The sequence below is a fragment of the Comamonas aquatica NBRC 14918 genome (assembly GCF_000739875.1).
Classification (GTDB): domain Bacteria; phylum Pseudomonadota; class Gammaproteobacteria; order Burkholderiales; family Burkholderiaceae_C; genus Comamonas; species Comamonas aquatica.
In genome coordinates this window covers 29744-44884 of record NZ_BBJR01000040.1, presented here as the reverse complement: position 1 = coordinate 44884, position 15141 = coordinate 29744, and the positions used below count along the sequence as shown (strand labels likewise).

Genomic DNA, 15141 nt, shown 5'->3' with positions numbered 1-15141 from the left:
TGCGACTTTAAGCTGTGGCCGACCCTAAAACTTGGATGTGTTTGATTTGCGGATGGATGTACGACGAGTCGGTGGGCGACCCCGAACATGGCATTCCGGCCGGAACGCGCTGGGAAGATGTTCCCGATGACTGGACCTGCCCCGAATGCGCGGTGGGCAAATCAGACTTTGAGATGGTCGAAATTTGAGAGGCAGGCAGGGAGCGTGTGACCCTGCTGGGGAGTTCCACTAACTCAAGGGGTGCCAATTGAGTGCAGCAAACGCATCGTTCAAGGTGCTGGTTGTCGATGACAGCAATACGATCCGCCGCAGTGCCGAGATCTTCCTCAAGCAAGGGGGGCACGATGTGCTCCTGGCTGAGGATGGCTTCGATGCGCTGGCCAAGGTCAACGACTTTCAGCCGCAGCTGATTTTTTGCGACATCCTGATGCCCAAGCTGGATGGCTACCAGACCTGCGCCATCATCAAGCGCAACGCCCATTTTTCGGACACGCCGATCGTGATGCTGTCTTCCAAGGACGGCGTCTTTGACAAGGCCCGCGGCAGGATGGTGGGGTGCCAGGAATACCTCACCAAGCCGTTCTCCAAGGATCAGTTGCTGCAGGCTGTGCAACAGTTCGGACGCACTGCCTGACTCGGCCCCCTGAAAAATACAACGAGAGGAGAGGCATATGCCTATCGAGAAGGTGTTGGTCGTGGATGACTCCAAGACGGAGCTCATGTTCTTGACGGACCTGCTGCAAAAGCAGGGCTATAGCGTGCGCACGGCGGAGAATGCGCAGGAGGCGATCCAGCGGCTGGGCGAGGAAAAGCCGGACCTGATCCTGATGGACGTGGTCATGCCCGGGCAAAACGGTTTCCAGCTCACGCGCTCAATCGCCCGCGACACCAAGTACGCCGATGTGCCCATCATCATGTGCACCAGCAAGAACCAGGAGACTGACAAGGTCTGGGGCTTGCGCCAGGGCGCGCGTGACTACATCACCAAGCCCGTGAACCCTGCGGAACTGCAGGCCAAGATTGCAGCACTGAACAACGCGTGAGGCGGTGACCTATGGCCAACCGACAAGCGCTGCGCGATCTTCAAACGCGTCTGGCTGAGCGCTTGCAGGCGGCGCGCAGCAACACGTCCCGCAGCGCCCGCTGGCTCGCCATCCAGGCCGGTGGACGCAATTATTTGCTGCCGCTGGAGCAGGCCGGGGAGATCTTCTCCTGGTCGGGCGTGCTGCGCGTGCCATACACCCTGCCTTGGTTCTGGGGGGTGGCCAATCTGCGCGGCACCCTGGCCGGGGTGGTCGATCTGTGTGCCTTTCTGGGGTACCCGGTGGAACGCACCGAGCAGTCCCTGCACGAAGTCAGCCTGCTGGCGGTCAATCCCACCCTGCAGGTGAATGCCGCCCTGGTGGTGGACCGCTTGATGGGCCTGCGTGGCGTGGATGACTTTATCTCCGAGGGTGTTGAGGTGCCGCAGGGCGCAGGCCCCTTGGCTGCGGGTATGGTGGGTGCGAGCTATGCCGACAGCGCCGGGGCCGTGTGGCAGGTACTGCAGTTGCACCACCTGGTCCAGACCCCGGAATTCTTGAGCATACGCATCTGATCCATTGATTCTTCGAGGACGAGCATGTCTTTTATCCAGCAGGTCGGGAGTATTTTTCGTCGCAGGTCCGGCGAAAAGAATGAGGCGGTGGCAGCGGCAGCGACGGAGGATTCCAGCCAGCACACGCTGACGGCAGATACCCTGCAAAGTGTCCAGGACACGGACCTGATGGATGACTTGACGCTGGAGCAGGGCAGCATCGAGCTGCCCTTGCTAGGCCCGGCACCTGCCGCCACGCACCAGCGCCGCCTGCTGACCATGCTGGCGCTCGGGGTGTTGCTGCTGGCCCTGGTGGCCGGCTGGGTGCTGCAGCAGGCCGACCGCTCCGCCAAGCAGCTGGCCGCCACGGGGCAGTCGCTGATGCAGTCGCAGCGTTTGGCCAAATCGGTGACGCAGGCCTTGCTGGGCAAGGAGAGCGCGTTTGTGGAGCTGCAAGACAGTGCCAGCGTGCTGGGGCGCAATGTGCGTGCCTTGACACAGGGCGATGCCGAACTGGGCGTGCAAAGCGTGGATGCCGCGTTCGAGCAGGACCTGGGGTCCGTCAGCGCCTTGGCCCAGCGTGCGGAAAAGAATGCGCAGGCGGTGCTGGCGCAAAAAACCGTGCTGATCCAGGCCGGGGATGCCCTGCGTTCGATCAATCGCCAGTCCTCCACGCTGCTGGAACTGGCGGAGGCGGTTGCCAACAGCAAGCTGCAGCTCGGTGCCTCGGCCACCGAGATTGCCGCATCCAGCCAGTTGCAGGTGCTGACCCAGCGGATCGGCAAATCGGCCAACGAATTCCAGACGGTCGATGGCGTGAGCCCCGAGGCCGTGTTTTTGCTGGGGCGCGACTTGAATTCGTTCAAGGAGTTGGCCGAAGGGCTGTTGCAAGGCAACCCGGAGCTGCGCCTGTCGCCGGCGCGCGATGGGCAGGTGCGTGAGCAGCTCAAGGCCATGCTGCAGGAGTATGAGCAGACACGGACCCAGGCCACCTCGATCCTGACCAATCTGCAAGGCCTGGTGGCTGCCCGCGAGGCGCAGAACTCCATTATCGGTGACAGCGAGCCGCTGCGCTCGCAGCTGGAAAACCTGCAGAACAAGCTGTCGGAGCAGGCGGGTATCTCCGCCGGCCAGATGGCCCTGCTGGTGCTGCTGGGTCTGTTTGTGCTGGTCTGCGGTATGGGCATTTCCCGCGTGCAACTGCTGGACAGCCGCCAACGCCAGGAGCTGGCCGAGCAGCAGCAGCGCGATGCACGGCGCCAGGAGCAGGAGGCCAAGCGCGTCAATGACGCCAACCAGGCCGCCATCTTGCGCTTGATGAACGAGCTGCAGAACGTGGCGGAAGGGGATCTGACGCAGGAAGCCACGGTGACCGAAGACATCACCGGTGCGATTGCCGACTCGGTGAACTACACGGTGGAAGAGCTGCGGCTGCTGGTGGGCAGCGTGCAGAACACGGCGACCCGCGTGGCCCAGACCACAGCCCAGGTGGACAGCACCTCGTCGGAGCTGCTGGCGACCTCGGCCGAGCAGCTGCGTGAGATTCGAGAAACCGGGCAGTCGATTCTGGACATGGCCTCCCGCATCACGACGGTGTCGGGCCAGGCCCAGGAGTCGGCCACGGTGGCGCGCCAGTCGCTGCTGGCGGCCGAGCAGGGGCAGCAGGCGGTGCACAACACGATTGGCGGTATGAACGCCATCCGTGACCAGATTCAGGAAACCTCCAAGCGCATCAAGCGCCTCGGCGAGTCCTCGCAGGAGATCGGTGAAATCACCGAGTTGATCTCGGACATTACCGAGCAGACCAACGTGCTGGCCTTGAACGCCGCCATCCAGGCTGCGTCGGCAGGGGAGGCCGGGCGCGGCTTCTCCGTGGTGGCGGAAGAAGTGCAGCGCCTGGCGGAACGCTCCGCGGATGCGACGCGGCAGATTTCGGTGCTGGTGAAAACGATTCAGACCGACACCCAGGATGCGGTGGCGGCGATGGAGCGGTCGACCCAGGGTGTGGTCGAAGGCGCGCGTCTGTCAGACTCTGCGGGCACGGCCTTGTCGGAGATTGACAGCGTGTCACGCCATCTGGCCGAGCTGATCGAGCAGATTGCGCACACCACCCAGAGCGAGGCCGAGCTGGCCAACGATGTGGCTGGCAACATCCAGCACATTTTTGCGGTGACCGAGCAGACCGGCGAAAGTACGCGCACCACCGCCCAGCAGGTGCGTGACTTGGCGCACATGGCCGAGGAGCTGCGCCAGTCGGTGGCGCGATTCAAGATTGACTGACGTGCAGCGCGACGGATGAGGCGCGGCGCACAGGATTGCGGCTGGGAGAAGCCAAGGATGAACCATGTCACCAACTGAAGCCACCGCACCGATCGGGCATGTTTCCCAGAGCGACCGGGATCTCGGACCGCTGGCCTGGGTGCTTGACGAACTGCGCAAGTCGATGGACGCCGCCGTCAAGGCGACGCGTCGTTTTGTGCGCGAGGCCGAAGAGGCCCGCGATTCGGACCTGGCGGCGCTGGACAGCAGTCCCTTGCGCATGGCCAAGCAGCAGTTGCACCAGTCCAGCGGTGCCCTCGACATGGTGGGCATGCCCCAGGCTGCGCTGTTGCTGCGGGCCATGGAAACGGCGATGCAGCACTATGTGCAGCAACCTGCGGACTGCACCGAGGCCGTCGCCTTGACCCTGGAAAAAGCCAGCTTTGCCTTGTTGGAGTTCCTGGAGTCGGTGCTGGCCGGCAAGCCGGTGTCTGCCGTGGCGCTGTTCCCGCAGTACCGCGACGTGCAGGCCTTGTTCGGCAACCACACCAAGGTGCACCCGGCCGACTTGTGGCCGGTCGAACGCCGATTGCGCGACCCGGCGCTGCCCTACGAGGTGTCACCGCTGGGCTATGGCCCCGAGCCCCGCAAGGTGTTGGATGCGTCGGTCTTGCAGATCGTCAAGGGCAGTGAGGTGGCCCCCGCTGGCGAGTGCATGCGCGAAATCTGCCTGGGATTTGCCCAGGCCCAGACCGATGTGCAGATGCGCATCTTCTGGAAGGTGGCCGCGGCGTTTTTCGATGCGATGGCGCACGGCCTGCTCAAGCCCGACATCTACACCAAACGCGTGGCCTCCCGGCTGTTGACGGTGAGCGCGGCGCTGGCCAAAAGCGAGCCCGTCGCACCCGAGCGGCTGCTGCAGGACATGCTGTTCTTTTGTGCCCAGGCGGCGCAGGAAGGACATCCCGGGCAGGCCGCGGCCGTGGTCTGGCGTGGTGTGTACGACGCGTTTGATTTACAGCGCCATCCGGTCGTCAATTACGAACAGCCGCGGTTTGGCCGTTTCGACCCCCACCTGCTGGCCCAGGCGCGCAAGCGGATTGCCACGGCTACCGAAGTCTGGTCGGCCCTGGCAGGGGGGGATGCCCAGAAATGCAAGCCTGCCGTGGACCAATTCACCCTGGTCTGCGATTCCCTGGTCAAGCTGCATCCGGGCAGCCTGTCGCTGGCCAGGGCCTTGATGCAGGTGGTGCACAGCGTGGCCACCCAGGCCCAGTCGCCGTCGCCGGAAGTGGCGATGGAGGTGGCCACGGCCGTGCTGTACCTGCAAGCGGCCTTCGCCTCGTTGGACATGGCCGACGATGCGATGGCTTCGCATGCCGACACCTTGGCGGGCCGTCTGCTGCAGGTGCTGGCCGGGCAACCGGCCCAGCCGTTGGAGCCCTGGATGGAGCAGCTGTACCGCCAGGTCAGCGACCAGCAGACCATGGGCAGCGTGGTGGGCGAGCTGCGCGGCACCCTGGCCGATGCCGAAAAACTGCTGGACCAGTATTTCCGCAACCCTGCCGATACGGCGGTGCTGGCACCGGTGGCGGCGCATTTGTCGCAGATGCGTGGCGTGCTGTCGGTCCTGGGGCTGGACCAGGCCTCGCTGGCCATGGTGCGCATGCGCCAGAACGTGGAGCGCCTGCAGACCGAGCAGGTGCCGGAGGACGAGCAGCACCGCTTGTTCGACAAAATGGGCAACAGCCTGGGCGCCTTGGGCTTTCTGATCGACATGCTCAGCTACCAGCGCAACCTGGCGCGCAAGCTCTACGAGTTCGATGAGCAAGAGGGCGAGCTGAAGCTGCTGATGGGGCGTGTGCGCCACCGTGCCAGCGATGGCGAGGGACCGGCATCCCGGGAGGCCATGCAGGCCCGCGAGCCCCAGAGTCCACCCCCTGTGGAGCTGGTCGCGCCGGAGGTCCCGGTCACTTCCGAGTCGGAGCCTGCCGCAGCCACACATGCGGTGCCGCAGCCATCCGCAGACCTTGCACCGGCGTCCAAGGCCGCAAGCACGCCGCCTGTGGCGGACACCCAGGCCGTGGCTGCCCCTGTCCCCGCACCTGTGTTGCAGGTGGAGCCGGAAGATACGGACGGCGAACTGCTGGGCATCTTCCTGGAAGAGGCCCGGGAGGTGGTGGCCAATGGCCGTGCAGCCTTGCAGGCCCTGGCCGAGGAGCCTGCCAACCTGAGCGAGCAAACCGTGCTGCGCCGGGCTTTCCATACGCTCAAGGGCAGCTCGCGCATGGTGGGGCTCGACGATTTCGGGCAGGCTGGATGGGCCATGGAGCAGATGCTCAACGCCTGGCTGGCCGAGCAGAAGGCCATGCCCGAGCCCATGCGGCAACTGTCCGGACAGGCGTTGGATGCGTTCGAGGCCTGGGTCGGAGCGATCGAAGCCCAGGCGGACCAGCACTGGCAGTCCGCACCGTTTCGCGCCAGTGCCGATGCCATGCGCCTGGACGCCCGTTTCATTCCGCTGGACAGGCAGGCGGTGCAGGGCGCGGCAGCCACGGAGGTGGCACCGCCGGTGGCCGAGGTCGATGCGACACAGTGGTCGGCAGCGCAGGCCTTGGACCTCGAGGACCTGACGGCCAGTGGGCCAGCGTTGACCGAGGATGCCGAGGCAGCAGCGCCGGCTGCGTTCGACAGCCTGGACGTGGCAGCACTGTCGGGCGACGTGCCCGTGACGGCAGAAGCTGCTGCGCCGCTGGTGTCGGAGACCGTGGCCGAGGCATGGGCGGAGGAACCAGCCGCGCCGTTGCCCGCGCTGGAGGAGCCCGAGGCCCGCGCGATGGAGGTGCCGCAGGCCGAGGAAATCAGTTTTGACGAGTTCGATGCGCTGTTGCACGAGGTGGGCGACGGCATTTCCGCGCCCATCTTGCCGGCTGCACCATCGCGTGAAGAGGTGCTGGAGCGGTCCGGGCCTTCCGAGGTCGCGGAGCCTGTGGAGGCGACCGCCGAAGCCGGGAGGCTGGAGGATGTGGCCGCCACTGCCGAGCCCGAGCTCAACTTGTCCGGGGTGGACGAGGTGCCCGCCGCTCCAGCGGCCATCCCCGTGGCCGATGCAGCGCCAGCGGAGCCGCCTGCCGCGCAGGTCAAGCAGATCGGTGATCTGTCGGTGCCCCTGCCCCTGTTCAATGTGTATCTGAGCGAGGCCGAGGGCTGGTCCTACCGTTTGCTGGATGCACTGACTGCCTGGCAGGAGAACCTGGAGGAAGCCCAGCCCGATTCCGTGATCGCGTGGGCCCACTCGCTGGCTGGCAGCTCGGCCACCGTCGGCTTCCAGGCACTGTCGGGTCTGGCACGCAAGCTGGAAGCCGCGCTGCAGCACGTGGAGCCCCAGGCCTGCGGTGTGGCCGAGCAGGTCCAGGTGTTTGTGCAGGCAGCGGAGGAAATCCGTGGTTTGCTGCACCAGTTTGCGGCCGGCTTCCTGCGCACGGCTTCGGCCGATGTGCAGCAGCGTTTGCAGGACGTGCTGCAAGCCAATCTGGAACTGGCGCCCGCACCGGTCGCGGCGCAAGCACCGGCCGAGGTGGACGAACCCCTGCCGCAGGCTGCCGCCGTGGCACAGGAGCGCAGTGCGCCGCTGGTGCCGCCATCTGATGCCGCGATGCCCCAGGCTGGGGTGGACGGCGACGATGACATCGATGTGTTCGATGTCATCGATCCGGACCTGTTCCCGATCTTTGAAGAGGAAGCGGTGGAACTGCTGCCCGTGTTGGGCGCCGCGATGCGGGAGTGGGCGGGGCATCCGACGCGGCTTGAAGCCCGCAGCACCTTGCTGCGTGCCTTGCACACCCTCAAGGGCAGCGCCCGCCTGGCTGGTGCCTTGCGCCTGGGCGAAATGGCCCACCGCCTGGAGTCGGCGCTGGAAGCGCTGGATGTCGACACGGTCACCACCGAGCAGATTGAGCCGTTGTTCGGGCGCCTGGACAGCATGGAAGCCAGCTTCGGCCTGTTGCGCGCGGTGGGTGAGCAAGCCCCCGAAACCCCGGTCCGCATCGAACCGGTGGCCAGCAACCTGGAAGGGGCGCTGCCCGCGGATGCCGTGCCGCCAGCCACGGCGGCGCAGCCCCAGGTGGCGAATGTGGTGGATGCCGCCCCCGCCCCGGCGGCCTTGGCACAGCCTGTGGCCGTGCCCCCCGAAGCGCCGCCGCCAGCGCTGGCCGGTGGCGTGCGCCAGGGCGTGCAGCAGACGGTGCGCGTGCGTGCGCAGTTGCTGGACCGCCTGATCAACGAGGCCGGTGAGGTGATGATTGCCCGCTCGCGCCTGGATGAGCGGGTGGGCAGCATCAAGCATTCGCTCAACGACCTGACCCACAACCTCGAGCGTCTGCGCCACCAGTTGCGCGACATCGAGGTGCAGGCCGAATCCCAGATGCAGTCGCGCATGCAGCTGTCCAAGGAGGCCGGCGCGGACTTCGATCCGCTGGAATTCGACCGCTTCACCCGGGTGCAGGAGCTGACCCGCATGATGGCCGAGTCGGTCAACGACGTGGCCACGGTGCAGCGCAACCTGCTGCGCGATGTGGCGGGTGCGGAAGACGACCTGGTGGCCCAGGGCCGCCAGGCGCGCGAGCTGCAGCGCGACCTACTGCGCACGCGCATGGTGGAGTTCGATGCGATCTCGGAGCGCCTGTATGCCGTGGTGCGCCTGACGGCCAAAGAAACCGGCAAGCAGGTGAAGCTGGGCCTGTCCGGCGGCACCATCGAGATGGACCGCGGCGTGCTGGAACGCATGGTGCCGGCCTTCGAGCACCTGCTGCGCAACTGCGTGGACCATGGCATCGAGACCCCCGATGAGCGCGTGGCCGCGGGCAAGCCGGCCACCGGCAGCATCCAGGTGCACGTGCAGCAGGAAGGCAACGACGTGGCCGTCCGCGTCAGCGACGACGGCGCCGGCCTGAACGTGGCGCGCATCCGCGACAAGGCGCTGGAGCGTGGCCTGATCACGGCCGAGGAAACGGTGGATGCCGCCCGCGCGGCGCAACTGGTGTTCATGCCGGGCTTCACCACGGCCGAGCAGCTGACCGGTGTGTCCGGTCGCGGCATCGGCATGGACGTGGTGCGCTCGGAAGTCCAGGCCCTGGGGGGGCGCATCGAGACCGTGACCCAGGACGGGCAGGGCTCGTCCTTCCGTCTGGTGCTGCCGCTGACCACGGCCGTGACGCAGGTGGTGATGCTGCGCGCGGGCGAGTTCTCGGTGGGCGTGCCCGCCAGCCTGGTCGAGGTGGTGCGCCGCGTCAGCCTGGCGGACCTGGAGGCGGCCTACCGCACCGGCGAGCTGGTCGATGGCGAGGACCGCGTGCCCTTCTTCTGGGCCGGTGCGGTGTGGAGCCAGTCGCCGCGCAGCCTGGAAGTCGGCGCCGGCAAGACGCGCCCCGTGGTCATCTGCCGCAGCGCCTCGCAGCGCATTGCGCTGCACGTGGACGAAGTGCTGGGCCACCAGGAAGTGGTGGTCAAGCACCTGGGGGCGCAGATGTCTCGCCTGCCGGGGCTGACCGGCATGTCGGTGCTGGCTTCCGGGGCGGTGGTGCTGATCTACAACCCGGTGGCGCTGACGGCCGTGTATGGCACGCAGATTCGCCAGCTGGGTGCGGGCCTGCCGGCTTTGCTGGACGCGCAGGCGGCCCAGCAGCTGCAGCACGCGATGGCGCCGCAGGTGCCGCTGTCCGGGATGCAGGCCGCCAGCCAGGTGCCCCTGGTGATGGTGGTGGACGATTCCATCACCGTGCGCCGTGTCTCGCAGCGCCTGCTGCAGCGCGAGGGCTACCGGGTGGTCACGGCGGCTGATGGCCTGCAGGCGCTGGAGCAGCTGCAGGAGGAGCTGCCCTGCGTGGTGCTGTCGGACATCGAGATGCCGCGCATGGACGGGTTCGACCTGCTGCGCAACATCCGCGCGCAGGCGCGGCTGCAGCACCTGCCCATCATCATGATCACCTCGCGCATGGCGCAAAAGCACCGCGATCTGGCCATGGAGCTGGGGGCCAACCACTACCTGGGCAAGCCGTATTCGGACGAGGAGCTGATGGGCCTGGTGCACCACTATGCCGTCGGCAAACCGCTGCCGCTGGCGGCGGAATCCGCCGGTGCCGAAGCGGTCGATGGTTGACGCGCGTGTGCTTCGATAAAAAGAGCTGCAAGCGCTGTTTTTTCAAGGGTTTTGCATATGAAAGTATGTGAAGTCCTTGTGGATCCAGTGCAGGCAGCTCTTTTTTCTGAAAAAGCCGGGCGCTGCAGCGCCCGGCCCAAGGACATCGTGCGCGCCCCGGGCAGGCCGGTGGTTCGCCGCTAAAATGCCGGCTTATGCCCGCTGAATCTGCGCCTATCAATCTGACGCACCACTTCCTGATCGCCATGCCCGGTCTGGAAGATGAGTCGTTTTCTCGCAGCGTGGTGTATTTGTGTGAGCACAACGAGCGCGGCGCGCTCGGGCTGATCATCAACAAGCCCTCCACGCTGAGCCTGCAATCCCTGCTCAACAAGATCGACCTGCCCCTGGGGCGCGAGGACCTGCGCGAAGACCTGGTCTTCAAGGGCGGTCCGGTGCAGACCGACCGCGGCTTCGTGCTGCACGACCCCATCCTGATCGAGGGCGCCGAGGCCGACGAATCCGCCTACGCGTCCACCCTGGCCATTCCTGGCGGCCTGGAGATGACCACCTCCAAGGACGTGCTGGAGGCGATCGCCAACGGCGCCGGCCCGCGCCGCGTGCTGGTCACGCTGGGCTACGCCTCCTGGGGCGAAGGCCAGCTGGAGTCCGAGCTGGGCGAGAACGCCTGGCTGACTGTGGACGCCGACCCCCAGGTCATCTTCGACACCCCCGCCGAAGACCGCTACAACAAGGCCCTGGGCCTGCTGGGGCTGCAGCCCTGGATGCTGTCGCCCGAAGCAGGACACGCATGAACCCCGAGACTTCGTCCCCACGGCCCAGCAACGCTGCTGTACAGGCCGTGGATTTTCCTGCGCACATCCAGCAGTTCCTGGCCTTCGACTTCGGCACCAAGCGCACCGGGGCGGCCTCGGGCAACCGCGTGTTCGGCGGCGCCAGTCCCCTGCCCACCATCAAGGCCGAGGGCGCGGATGCGCGCTTTGCGGCGATCGAGCAACTGATCCGGGAATGGCAGCCCCAGGCCCTGGTGATCGGCGTGCCCTACCACCCGGACGGTGCGCCGCACGAGAACACAGCACGCGCCTTGAAATTCGGCCGCCAGTTGCGGGGGCGTTTCAATCTGCCCGTGTATGAAGTGGATGAGCGCTACAGCACCACCGAGGCCCTGGCCAGTGGTGCCAAGGATGCCGATGCCGCGTCGGCCTGCATCATCCTGGAGCAATTTTTGAGGAGTCTTCCATGAGTCTTTCCGCTGGTTCTTTGGTCCTGGACGCCGAAGCCCTGTACCGTGAACTGCTGCGTGGCGTGCGCAGCCTGATGGGGCCGAACACCCAGCTGGCCGGCGTGGCCTCCGGCGGCGCCTGGCTGGTCGAGCGCCTGCACAAGGACCTGGGGTTGGCTGGCAAGCCGGGCGTGCTGTCCTCGGCCCTGCACCGCGACGACTTCGCCCAGCGCGGCATGGCGCAGAGCGTGCAGACCCAGCTGGACTTCGACGTGAACGGCGCCGACATCCTGGTGCTGGACGATGTGCTCTACACCGGCCGCACGGTGCGCGCCATCCTCAACGAGCTGTACGACTATGGCCGCCCCGGTTGCGTGCGCCTGGCCGTGCTGGTGGACCGCGGCGGCCGTGAGCTGCCCGTGGCCGCCGAATTTGCCGCCGCGCGTGTGGCGCTGCCCGCCAGCCAGTCGCTGGCGCTGGCGCGCACAGAAGACGGCACCTTCCAATTTGAAGTCAAAGAGGCATAACGTGCTGTACAAGCGCAACCCCCAACTGAACAAGAACGGCGAACTGATCCACCTGCTGTCCACCGAAGGGCTGTCCAAGGACATCCTGACCCACATCCTGGACACGGCCAGCAACTTCGTCAGCGTCAACGACCGCGAAGTCAAGAAAGTGCCGCTGCTGCGCGGCAAGAGTGTGTTCAACCTGTTCTTCGAGAACAGCACGCGCACCCGTACCACGTTTGAAATTGCCGCCAAGCGCCTGTCGGCCGACGTGTTCAACCTGGACATCGCGCGCAGCTCGGCCAGCAAGGGCGAGACGCTGCTGGACACCATCGACAACCTGAGCGCCATGGCCGCCGACATCTTTGTGGTGCGCCACAGTGAGTCGGGCGCGCCGTACCTGATCGCCCAGCACGTGGCCCCCCACGTGCACGTGGTCAATGCCGGTGACGGTCGCCACGCACACCCCACGCAGGGTTTGCTGGACATGTACACCATCCGTCACTACAAAAAAGATTTCTCCAACCTGCGCGTGGCGATTGTGGGCGACGTGCTGCACTCGCGTGTGGCGCGCTCGGACATCCATGCGCTGACCACCCTGGGCGCGGCCGAAGTGCGCGTGGTGGGCCCCCGCACCCTGGTGCCTGCCGATCTGGCCAGCATGGGCGTGCGCGTCTTCCACAACCTGGAAGAGGGCATCAAGGACTGCGACGTCATCATCATGCTGCGCCTGCAGAACGAGCGCATGAGCGGCGCGCTGCTGCCGTCCAGCCAGGAGTATTTCAAGAGCTTCGGCCTGACCGAAAAGCGCCTGCAGCTGGCCAAGCCCGATGCCATCGTCATGCACCCCGGCCCCATCAACCGCGGCGTGGAGATCGACTCCGCCGTGGTCGACGGCCCGCAGGCCGTGATCCTGTCGCAGGTGACCTTCGGCATCGCGGTGCGCATGGCGGTGATGTCCATCGTGGCGGGGAATGAGGCCTGATGCCTCAGGCCATCCCCCTGAGCGGCTACGCCGCTTCCCCCTTCTCTCGCTGCGCTGCAGCGGGAAGGGGGACGACACCATCGCGTCGGGGCGGCCCTAGCTCGGTGTCCCCCGCGCAAGGGGGCGGTGGCGTGGGGCAGGGTGGCACTGCGCACTGGTAGAGATGTTTTTGATAGCTGCTAGCGCTTGCTGGGTAAGGGCTAGCGGTCAATTGGGTGATTAACCATGAAAATCTTGATTCAAAACGGCCGCGTGATCGATCCGGCCCGTGGTTTTGACCAGGTCTGTGATGTGGCGCTGGCCACCGGCCGGGTGGTGGCCATCGGCCAGGCCCCCGCCGGGTTTGAGGCGGACCGCGTGATCGACGCCAGCGGCCAGTGGGTGCTGCCCGGTCTGGTGGACCTGGCCGTGCGCCTGCGCGAGCCGGGGCATGAGCACGAAGGCATGCTGGCCTCCGAAATGGCCGCCAGCGTGGCCGGTGGTGTGACCAGCCTGGTGTGCTTGCCCGACACCGACCCGGTGCTGGACGAGCAGGGCCTGGTGGAAATGCTCAAGCTGCGCGCCAAGAAGCTGCACCAGTCGCGCCTGTTCCCCATGGGGGCGCTGACCAAGGGCCTGGAAGGCGCAGTGCTGACCGAGATGGCCGAGCTGACCGAGTCCGGCTGCGTGGCCTTCGGCCAGGCGGATACGCCGCTGTCCAGCATCACCACGCTGAGCCGCGCGCTGGCCTATGCCAACACCTTCGGCTATGCCGTGTGGCTGCGTCCCCAGGACAAGGACCTGGGCAAGGGCGTGGCGGCCAGCGGGGCCCTGGCCACACGCATGGGCCTGTCCGGCGTGCCGGTGGCGGCCGAGACGATTGCGCTGCACACCATCTTTGAGCTGATCCGTGGCTCGCAGACCCGCGTGCACCTGTGTCGCCTGTCCAGCGCCGCTGGCGTGGAGCTGGTGCGCAAGGCCAAGGCCGAGGGCCTGAACGTGACGGCCGACGTGTCCATCAACTCGCTGCACCTGACCGAAAACGACCTCGGCTACTTCGACAGCAGCGCCCGCCTGGTGCCGGTGCTGCGCCAGCAGCGCGACCGCGATGCGCTGAGTGCGGCCCTGGCCGACGGCACCATCGACGCCCTGGTTTCCGACCACTGCCCGGTGGACGATGACGCCAAGGTGCTGCCGTTTGCCGAGGCCGAGGCCGGCGCCACCGGTGTGGAGCTGCTGCTGTCCCTGGCCGTCAAGTGGTCGCAGGACCAGAACGTCCCCCTGACCCGCGCGCTGGAGGTGGTGACCGCCGCCCCCGCCCGCGTGCTGGGCCAGGCGCTGGGAACGCTGCAGGCCAGCCTGGGTCAGTTGGTGGAAGGTGGGGTGGCCGACCTGTGCGTCGTGCAACCCCAGGCCGCCTGGACCGTGGGACCCGAGGCGCTGGTCAGCCAGGGCAAGAGCACGCCCTTCCAGGGCTACGAACTGCCCGCCCGCGTGCAATGCACCGTGGTGGCGGGCCACGTCGCGTTCGAGCGCGGCTGAGCCTGGGGCAGGGCGACCACCGGTGCGGGAAAGGTGACAGCATTTAACTTGTGAAGGAGGGCGGCCCGGATGGCTGGAACTTGGCGTGCGATCGGACGATTCACTCGGATGCTGCGGCACACCCTGCAGGGGCTGCGCTTGGCGCGCAACGGTTTCCACGATCTGGATGCGGCCAGCCAGCAGCGCACGGTCGAACGCTGGGCCCGCGGCTTCCTGACCGAGGCCGGCGTGGCCCTGCAGGTCCAGGGCAGCCCCGTGGTCCAGGGCCCGGTACTGCTGGTAGCCAACCACCAGTCCTGGCTGGACATCCCCACCCTGCACGCGGCGCGCCACTGCCGCTTTGTCTCCAAGGCCGAGATCGCCCGCTGGCCCCTGGTGGGGGCGCTGGCGCAGGCGGCCGGCACCCTGTTCGTGCAGCGCAGCCTGCGCCGGGACACCCAGCGCACCGTCCAGGCCATGGTCGAGGCCCTGCGCCACGGTGACATCCTCGCCGTCTTCCCCGAGGGTACGGTGGGCAATGGCCGTGACCTGTTGCCTTTTCACGGCAACATGCTGCAAGCGGCCATCGACGCCGACGTGCCGGTCCAGCCCGTGGCCATGACCTTTGTCGATGCCCGCACTGGCCAGGCATCGTATGTGCCCTGCGAGGCCACCCCCGACGAAGCCATGCTGCGCAGCCTGTGGCGCACGATTGCCACCGAGCACCTGGTGGCCGTGGTGCGCTACGGCGCGCCAGAGAAGGCCGAAGGCCGGGACCGCCGCACCTGGGCGCGCGACCTGCAGCAGCGCATCGAGTCGCTGCGCCGCAACCAGGAAGCACCGCACACCCCCCAGCCGCAGACCGCGCCCGTCCCTCCCGTGGTGGCCGACCTGGCGCAATAGGCATTTACCGCAGCATGGCATCGTGGCCGCCGC

Annotated in this window: 12 protein-coding genes; all 12 read left to right on the top strand. The window is 66.8% G+C overall.

What is annotated here, in order from left to right; all coding sequences use genetic code 11:
* Positions 1–35: 35 nt before the first annotated feature.
* The 12 genes from CA2_RS08285 (at position 36) to CA2_RS08230 (ending at position 15108) form a co-directional block, all read left to right on the top strand.
* Complete coding sequence (locus tag CA2_RS08285) at positions 36–188, top strand: rubredoxin (protein ID WP_042415201.1); 153 nt, start codon at positions 36–38, stop codon at positions 186–188.
* Between the two features lie 59 nt (positions 189–247).
* On the top strand, positions 248–634 hold the full coding sequence (locus CA2_RS08280) for a response regulator (RefSeq protein ID WP_042415199.1): 387 nt from the start codon (positions 248–250) through the stop codon (positions 632–634).
* Positions 635–671: 37 nt separating this feature from the next.
* Positions 672–1043, top strand: a complete 372-nt coding sequence (locus CA2_RS08275; protein ID WP_042415197.1) for a response regulator transcription factor — start codon at positions 672–674, stop codon at positions 1041–1043.
* Between the two features lie 11 nt (positions 1044–1054).
* Positions 1055–1597 (top strand): chemotaxis protein CheW, encoded by a 543-nt coding sequence (locus tag CA2_RS08270; RefSeq protein WP_042415195.1) that lies wholly within the window; start codon positions 1055–1057, stop codon positions 1595–1597.
* A gap of 24 nt (positions 1598–1621) precedes the next feature.
* Positions 1622–3856 (top strand): methyl-accepting chemotaxis protein, encoded by a 2235-nt coding sequence (locus tag CA2_RS08265; RefSeq protein WP_042415193.1) that lies wholly within the window; start codon positions 1622–1624, stop codon positions 3854–3856.
* Positions 3857–3920: 64 nt separating this feature from the next.
* Positions 3921–9992, top strand: coding sequence for an Hpt domain-containing protein (locus CA2_RS08260; protein ID WP_042415190.1), 6072 nt, complete (start codon positions 3921–3923; stop codon positions 9990–9992).
* 194 nt (positions 9993–10186) lie between these two features.
* Positions 10187–10786, top strand: a complete 600-nt coding sequence (locus CA2_RS08255; RefSeq protein WP_042415187.1) for a YqgE/AlgH family protein — start codon at positions 10187–10189, stop codon at positions 10784–10786.
* Entirely contained in the window at positions 10783–11235 is a 453-nt protein-coding gene (ruvX, locus tag CA2_RS08250; RefSeq protein WP_042415184.1) for a Holliday junction resolvase RuvX, read from the top strand. Before CA2_RS08255 ends, ruvX begins: the two co-directional genes overlap by 4 nt.
* Positions 11232–11741, top strand: a complete 510-nt coding sequence (pyrR, locus tag CA2_RS08245) for a bifunctional pyr operon transcriptional regulator/uracil phosphoribosyltransferase PyrR (protein ID WP_042415181.1) — start codon at positions 11232–11234, stop codon at positions 11739–11741. The genes ruvX and pyrR overlap by 4 nt, the downstream gene beginning before the upstream one ends.
* Before the next feature lies 1 nt (position 11742).
* Entirely contained in the window at positions 11743–12705 is a 963-nt protein-coding gene (locus CA2_RS08240) for an aspartate carbamoyltransferase catalytic subunit (RefSeq protein ID WP_042415178.1), read from the top strand.
* Positions 12706–12930: 225 nt separating this feature from the next.
* The gene (locus CA2_RS08235; protein ID WP_042415175.1) at positions 12931–14226 is read left to right on the top strand and encodes a dihydroorotase; all 1296 of its coding nucleotides are present in this window, start codon (positions 12931–12933) and stop codon (positions 14224–14226) included.
* A gap of 108 nt (positions 14227–14334) precedes the next feature.
* Positions 14335–15108: a lysophospholipid acyltransferase family protein gene (locus CA2_RS08230; protein ID WP_245620912.1), complete on the top strand. Its 774-nt coding sequence runs from the start codon at positions 14335–14337 to the stop codon at positions 15106–15108.
* Positions 15109–15141 lie beyond the last annotated feature (33 nt).

Bases quoted from the DNA above. Each gene is read 5' to 3' on its own strand.
- CA2_RS08285 (WP_042415201.1), top strand. From the start codon at position 36: ATGTGTTTGATTTGCGGATGGATGTACGACGAGTCGGTGGGCGACCCC.
- CA2_RS08275 (WP_042415197.1), top strand. From the start codon at position 672: ATGCCTATCGAGAAGGTGTTGGTCGTGGATGACTCCAAGACGGAGCTC.
- CA2_RS08270 (WP_042415195.1), top strand. From the start codon at position 1,055: ATGGCCAACCGACAAGCGCTGCGCGATCTTCAAACGCGTCTGGCTGAG.
- CA2_RS08265 (WP_042415193.1), top strand. From the start codon at position 1,622: ATGTCTTTTATCCAGCAGGTCGGGAGTATTTTTCGTCGCAGGTCCGGC.
- CA2_RS08260 (WP_042415190.1), top strand. From the start codon at position 3,921: ATGTCACCAACTGAAGCCACCGCACCGATCGGGCATGTTTCCCAGAGC.
- CA2_RS08255 (WP_042415187.1), top strand. From the start codon at position 10,187: ATGCCCGCTGAATCTGCGCCTATCAATCTGACGCACCACTTCCTGATC.
- ruvX (WP_042415184.1), top strand. From the start codon at position 10,783: ATGAACCCCGAGACTTCGTCCCCACGGCCCAGCAACGCTGCTGTACAG.
- pyrR (WP_042415181.1), top strand. From the start codon at position 11,232: ATGAGTCTTTCCGCTGGTTCTTTGGTCCTGGACGCCGAAGCCCTGTAC.
- CA2_RS08235 (WP_042415175.1), top strand. From the start codon at position 12,931: ATGAAAATCTTGATTCAAAACGGCCGCGTGATCGATCCGGCCCGTGGT.
- CA2_RS08230 (WP_245620912.1), top strand. From the start codon at position 14,335: ATGCTGCGGCACACCCTGCAGGGGCTGCGCTTGGCGCGCAACGGTTTC.